General features: G+C 75.2%; 7 protein-coding genes and 1 pseudogene. 4 read left to right on the top strand and 4 right to left on the bottom strand.

Annotated features, from left to right (window positions below; genetic code table 11):
* The first annotated feature begins 101 nt into the window (after positions 1-101).
* Positions 102-245, top strand: a complete 144-nt coding sequence (locus ACI783_RS19645; RefSeq protein ID WP_457142012.1) for a hypothetical protein — start codon at positions 102-104, stop codon at positions 243-245.
* Here ACI783_RS19645 and ACI783_RS19640 read toward each other — a convergent pair.
* Positions 221-1,210, bottom strand: coding sequence for a helix-turn-helix transcriptional regulator (locus tag ACI783_RS19640; protein ID WP_457142011.1), 990 nt, complete (start codon positions 1,208-1,210; stop codon positions 221-223). The two genes, ACI783_RS19645 and ACI783_RS19640, sit on opposite strands and share 25 nt — an antisense overlap.
* Before the next feature lie 90 nt (positions 1,211-1,300).
* On the opposite strand from ACI783_RS19640, the pseudogene ACI783_RS19635 reads away from it, so the two are divergent.
* Positions 1,301-1,951, top strand: a pseudogene (locus tag ACI783_RS19635) (alpha/beta fold hydrolase); the annotation flags it as partial.
* A gap of 2 nt (positions 1,952-1,953) precedes the next feature.
* Here the strand turns inward: ACI783_RS19635 and ACI783_RS19630 are convergent.
* The 3 genes from ACI783_RS19630 to ACI783_RS19620 are packed head-to-tail and all read right to left on the bottom strand — an operon-like array spanning position 1,954 to position 4,193.
* On the bottom strand, positions 1,954-2,694 hold the full coding sequence (locus tag ACI783_RS19630) for a class I SAM-dependent methyltransferase (protein ID WP_457142010.1): 741 nt from the start codon (positions 2,692-2,694) through the stop codon (positions 1,954-1,956).
* Positions 2,695-2,736: 42 nt separating this feature from the next.
* Positions 2,737-3,435: a hypothetical protein gene (locus ACI783_RS19625; protein WP_457142009.1), complete on the bottom strand. Its 699-nt coding sequence runs from the start codon at positions 3,433-3,435 to the stop codon at positions 2,737-2,739.
* 56 nt (positions 3,436-3,491) lie between these two features.
* Positions 3,492-4,193 carry a TetR/AcrR family transcriptional regulator gene (locus ACI783_RS19620; RefSeq protein ID WP_457142008.1) on the bottom strand — a complete coding sequence of 234 codons (702 nt, stop codon included), beginning with the start codon at positions 4,191-4,193 and terminating at the stop codon, positions 3,492-3,494.
* Positions 4,194-4,327: 134 nt separating this feature from the next.
* On the opposite strand from ACI783_RS19620, the gene ACI783_RS19615 reads away from it, so the two are divergent.
* Complete coding sequence (locus ACI783_RS19615; protein WP_457142007.1) at positions 4,328-4,957, top strand: DUF2306 domain-containing protein; 630 nt, start codon at positions 4,328-4,330, stop codon at positions 4,955-4,957.
* A 145-nt stretch (positions 4,958-5,102) separates the two neighbouring features.
* Positions 5,103-5,393, top strand: coding sequence for a hypothetical protein (locus tag ACI783_RS19610; RefSeq protein WP_457142006.1), 291 nt, complete (start codon positions 5,103-5,105; stop codon positions 5,391-5,393).
* Positions 5,394-5,527: the final 134 nt, after the last annotated feature.

Below are 5,527 nucleotides of genomic sequence, written 5' to 3'. Positions count from 1 at the left end.
CACCAAGAACACCCCCCCCCCCCCCCCCCCCCCCGCCGCCCCCCCCCCCCCCCCCCCCCCCCCCCCCCCCCCCCCCCCCCCCCCCCCCCGAGGCTGCGCCGGTGACCTACGCGGCGACGGCCCCGGCTGCGGCGGGCGGTTGGGTCCCGGCCGAGGCGAAGCCCCTGCTGGTCGGCGCCGCCGGCGGCGGCCTGCTCACCCTGCTCGGCGTCTGGGTCGGCTACCTCCTCGGCCGCCGCGGCTGAGCCGCGGCGCCGCGCACCGCGCTGAGTCGGAGGCGGTCGGACAGGGCGAGGACCTCGTCGCGCAGGGCGTCCGGGGTGATCACCTCGAAGTCCCAGCCGAGCCCGGCCAGCATGCGGGCCATGCCGTCGAGGTGCTCGGCGCGCGTCTCCAGGAGCACCCCGCCGACGTGCTCGCTCAGCCGTCCCACGCTCCGGGGCAGTCGATCGGCCGCCTCCGCAAGGGTGGTGCGCAGCACGACGGAGACCTCGTGCGACCACCTGACCGCGGCGATGCCCGACACGACCTGCGTCGTGGCGTCGAAGTCGGCGGGCACGACGTAGGAGCCGTCGCCCTGCTCGACCGAGGCGATGCGGTCCAGTCGGAAGGTCCGCACGTCATCGCGGCCGTGGTCGCGTCCGGTGACGTACCACCGGCCGGAGTGGAAGACCAAGCCGTACACATCGAGCTCACGCCGCGACTCCCGCCCGTCCCAGGCGGTGTACGCGATCACGACGGTGCGCCGGGCTTGCGCAGCCGAGGCGAGACCGAGCAGGGCGCCGGCGCCGGCGGGAGCGGTGGCGCGCACCGGGGTCGTGAACTGTGCGGTCGACAGCAGGCTGTCCAGCCGCTGGCCCAGGGCCCGCGGCAGTACACGCGACACCTTGGCCAGTGCGCTCGCCGCCGCCGCGTGGTCGGTGGTGGCAAGCCCCGCGCGTTCCGCGGCCCTGAGGCCCAGGACGACGGCGATGGCCTCGTCGTCGGTGAGCATCAGCGGCGGCAGCTTGTAGCCCGGTGAGAGCCGGTAGCCGCCGTACCTGCCCCGCTGCGCCTGGACGGGGATGCCGAGATCGGCGAGGTGCTCGGCATAGCGCCGGACCGTGCGCTCGTCGACCCCGAGCCGAGCGGCGAGATCGCCGACGGTGCGCTGCCCGCCCGTCTGGAGCAGCTCCAGCATGGCCAGCACGCGAGCGGTCGGGCGGGTCACGACCCTCCTCGGCGCTGCTGGGGGAGAACTGGGCGTAGATTCCTCCATACCGGGCGGAATGTGTCCGCATTCCACCCTAGCGTGCTCGCCATGACCACCACCTACGTCCTCGTCCCCGGCTTCTGGCTCGGTGCCTGGGTCTGGCGCCCCGTCGCGGACTCGCTGCGTGAGCGCGGCCATGTCGTGCACGCCGTCGACCTCGCAGGCCAGGGCGAGCGCGCCCACCTCGCCTCGCCCGAGACCGACCTGACGACCCACGTCGACGACGTCGTGCGCGTGCTCGAGCAGCAGGACCTGCACGACGTCGTGCTCGTCGGCCACAGCTACGGCGCCCTCGTGACGACCGGAGCGGCGGACCGCGCGCCCGAGCGCGTGGCGCGCGTGGTGTACGTCGACTCGGGACCCCTGCCCGACGGCATGGCACAGGCCGACTTCGAGGGACCCGACGCGCGCGCGGCCAACGACGACCTGGTCATGACGCACGGCCAGGGCTGGAAGCTCCCGCCGCCGCCCTGGGCGGTCCTCGCCGCCGCAGTGCCCGAGGTCGACGACACCACCGTCGCCGCGCTGGTCGAAGGCTCCCAGCCGCAGCCCTGGCGCACCGCCACCCAGCCGGTCGCGCTCACCGGCGCCTGGGAGCGGCTGCCACGGACGGGCGTGCTGTGCACATTCAGCCTCGAGCAACTGCAGCAGATGGCACCGCACGCACCGGCGTTCGCGCACATGGTCGACGGCGACTGGAGCTACGTCGAGCTCCCGACGTGGCACTGGCCGATGGTCAGCCGCCCGGCGGAACTCGCCACGGTGCTGGAGTCGGCCAGCGGCTCGAGCGCAGGACCCGGCTCCTCGCGGGTCGACCGAGCGACGAGTACGGCTTGATCGGTCCGCTCGTCAGCGGCCGGCGCCCGCACGAGACGTGCGACTTCGGCGAGCCCGGCCGACCGCAGCTCCCCGGCCACCTGATCGGGCGTCCTGTCGTACCGGTGGAGCACGACGTCGTGTCCGAGACGACGGTAGCCCTGCCCGACCTCCTGGACGCCCGCCCCGGCCTGGAAGGCCACGAGCACGTGACCTCCGGGCCGGAGGACCCGGCGCGCCTCACCGAACACGGCCCCGAGGTCGGCGTCGGGGGTGTGGATCGTCGAGTACCAGGAGAAGAGGCCGTCGAACGAGTCGTCGGGGAACGGGAGCGCGCCGATGCTCCCGACGCGGGTCACGACGTCCGGATGGTCCTGACGGGCCCGCCGGATCATGCTCGTGGACAGGTCGATGCCGACGGGGCGGCAGCCGACGCCCGCGAGCACCGGGAGCATCCGCCCGGCACCACAACCGGCGTCCAGCACCTCCTTGGTCCCCGGGAGGAGCGAGGCGAAGTGCGCCACCATCGCCAGCTCGATCTGCTGCTCGGGCTCGGTCGAGGGGAAGTGGTCGGCGTAGTCGTCAGCGACCTGGTCGTAGACCGCCGCCACGTCTCGCTCGCTCACCCCACGAGGGTTCCAGACGAGCGGCCGTGCCGGGCCAGCCGTTCAGCCGTGGCTGGCGTCGAGCGGGGTCGCGGGCTCCACGGTGACGACGTCGAGCGCGGGGTCGGCGAGCAGCGCATCGATCGCTGCCCGACTCCCGCCGACGTGGGTCAGGTAGCCGTCGATCTCGGTGGCCACGAGCCAGGCACGGTCGGCGGGCCACCAGAGGCTCGCGCAGCGCCACTCCACCGGCGTCGGCAGCACAGGCGCGGCCGCGACCGGGCCGGTGAGCAGGTGGTACGCCCGGTCCGGGGTCCGAACCCGCATCGAGCGGTCCTTCCAGGCCTCCGTCTCCTCCAGTCCGAAGCCCTCCCAGAGGCAGTAGTAGGCCACCTCCGGCGTCCCGGTGACGTCGCGGAGGACGCGGGCGAGCACCTCGGTCTCCCGCGCGTCCAGACCGCCGTCAGACGGCCGACCCCACCCCTCGCTGCCGGCCACGAGGTCGTCGAACCGGGTCGCGGCGGTCAGCGGCACCCCGGTGTGCGCGGCGATCTCCGACCACCGGTGCCTGGGCTTGCCCTCCTCGGGGTCGTAGGCAGGCGGCAGCACCCGGGCGTAGGCGGGGAAGACCGGCGGCACCATCGCCACCACCGTGGCGGAGCGGGCCGTGCGCGTCAGCGCGTCGGCCACCCACGCCGCCGGGCCGACGTCGGCGAGCACCGACAGACCCGGCGCCCAGCGGACGGGCTCGCTCGATCGCATCCCCTCACCCTGCCCGCGCCCGGCGTCTCCCGTCGAGCTCCCGGCCCGGCCCGCGCTCACCCGGACGCCGCGGTGGAGCTCCACCCCGCGGCTCGGAGCCGGTCGAAGCCGTCGAGCAGCAGGTCCAGGGCGAACTCGAACTCGAACTGCTCGTCGCACCCCGCACCGACGCCGGACAGGTCACCGGCGGTCGCCGCCACCGCGATCTCCAGGATGTGCGGGTACTTCTCGGCGAACTCCGCCGCCAGCGCCTGCTGCTCCTCGACCGAGGGCGGTGCGGCATCCGGGGCCGGCTCGTCGAACAGCTCGGGGCTGAACCCCCAGATCCGGTTGCCCAGCGCGTGCATCACGTGGTGGGTCAGGTCGGCGGAGAACCCCCCGCGTCGGAAGGTGCCGGCGAGCGAGTCCATGTACCCGAGCACCGCCGGTGTCCGGTGGGTGCGCGACTCGATCGCCTGACGCGCCCACGGGTGCCGCAGCACCACACGACGGGCCGAGAGCACCCGCGCCCGCACCGCGGCCTGCCAGTCCAGCGCCGGGTCGGCGGGCTCGAACTCCCCGACGACGACGTCGACCATGCCGTCGAGCAGTTGGTCCTTGTTCGCCACGTGCTTGTAGAGCGCCATCGGCACGACGCCGAGCTCGGTGGCCAGCCGTCGCATGCTCATCGCCTCGATGCCCACCGCATCGGCGAGGTCGACCGCGGCGCGCAGCACCCGGTCGGTGCTCAGCGGCGCCCGCCGCCCCGGAGGAGCCACCCGGGCAACGTACCTCGTTGACAGGTGTACGGCGTACGCCTAGCGTCCTCCGCGTCGGGTGTACGCCGTACACCTCGGTGGGAGAGGGGTGGGTCGTGGGTTCCAGCAACGCGAGCAGGCGCCAGTGGTGGGTCGTGGCAGGTCTCCTCCTGCTCAGCCTCGTGCCGGTGCTCGCCGGTGCGGTCCGGATCGGCGAGCTCGCCGGCGACCCGGCGGTGACCGCGGCCAACGCCCGGTTCGTGGCCGCACCGGCACCCGTGGTCGCGCACATCGTCAGCGCGACGGTGTACTCCCTGCTGGGGGCGTTCCAGTTCGTGCCCCACATCCGACGGCACCGCCCCGGCTGGCACCGGCTCGCCGGTCGGGTGCTGGTCCCCGCCGGGCTCGTCGCAGCGCTCTCCGGCGTGTGGATGACGCTGTTCTACGCGCGGCCGCCCGCCGACGACGTGCTGCTGACCCCGATCCGGCTGTTCTTCGGCGCAGCGATGGCCGGCTGCATCGTGCTCGGCTTCGTGGCCATCCGGCGGCGGGACGTCCTGACCCACCGCGCCTGGATGGCCCGGGGCTACGCCATCGGCCTCGGCGCGGGCACCCAGGTGCTGACCCACCTGCCCTGGGCACTGCTGGGCGAGACACCCAGCGGCGGCGGCCGGGTGCTGGCGATGCTGGCCGGCTGGGTGGTCAACCTGGCGGTGGTCGAGTGGGCGCTGCGGCGCCGGCCGGCCGCGCCGTCCCGACCCCGCCCCGTTCCCGCGGTCGCCTGAGCGGCTCAGCCCGCCGCGGTCCGTTCCCGCAACAGTCCGGCGCGCCCGTCCCGCTCCGCAGGTTCCCCGGCCCCCGGGGAGGGCACCATGCCGTCACACCAGGGCAGGTGGACGGCGCAGGTGGACGGCGCAAGGAGGCGGACAGGTGTTCGGTCGACGGGAGGACGTGGGTGCCCTGCGGGCCGAGCTCGCGGAGGTGACGGCCCGCATCGCCGCTCATCGGCTGGCCTCGGACCGCATCCGGGCCGCCCACGCGGTGGTGGACGAGCGCCGGTGCGGGGAGCCGGGGGAGATCGACGCGGCGCTCGCGGCCGACGGGTTGCCCAGCGCCACCGACCTCGGCCGGGCCCAGGTGGCCGGCACGTGGAGCTGGTGGAAGCTCCACCGGCGGAGGACGCAGCTGCAGAAGCGGATCGAGCGCGCACTCCCCCGGTGAGCGCACCCGCAGACGCCGACGGCCGGGGGGGGGGGGGGGGGGGGGGGGGGGGGGGGGGGGGGGGGGGGGGGGGGGGGGGGGGGGGGGGGGGGGGGGGGGGGGGGGGGGCGCGCCGGCCGGGCGGCCCGCGCGCC

This window comes from Modestobacter sp. SYSU DS0511 (assembly GCF_054050755.1).
This window is presented reverse-complemented; position numbering and strand designations above follow the sequence as displayed.

Excerpts from the sequence above, each read along its gene's own strand:
- ACI783_RS19625 (WP_457142009.1), bottom strand. The coding sequence starts at position 3,435 with ATGCGATCGAGCGAGCCCGTCCGCTGGGCGCCGGGTCTGTCGGTGCTC.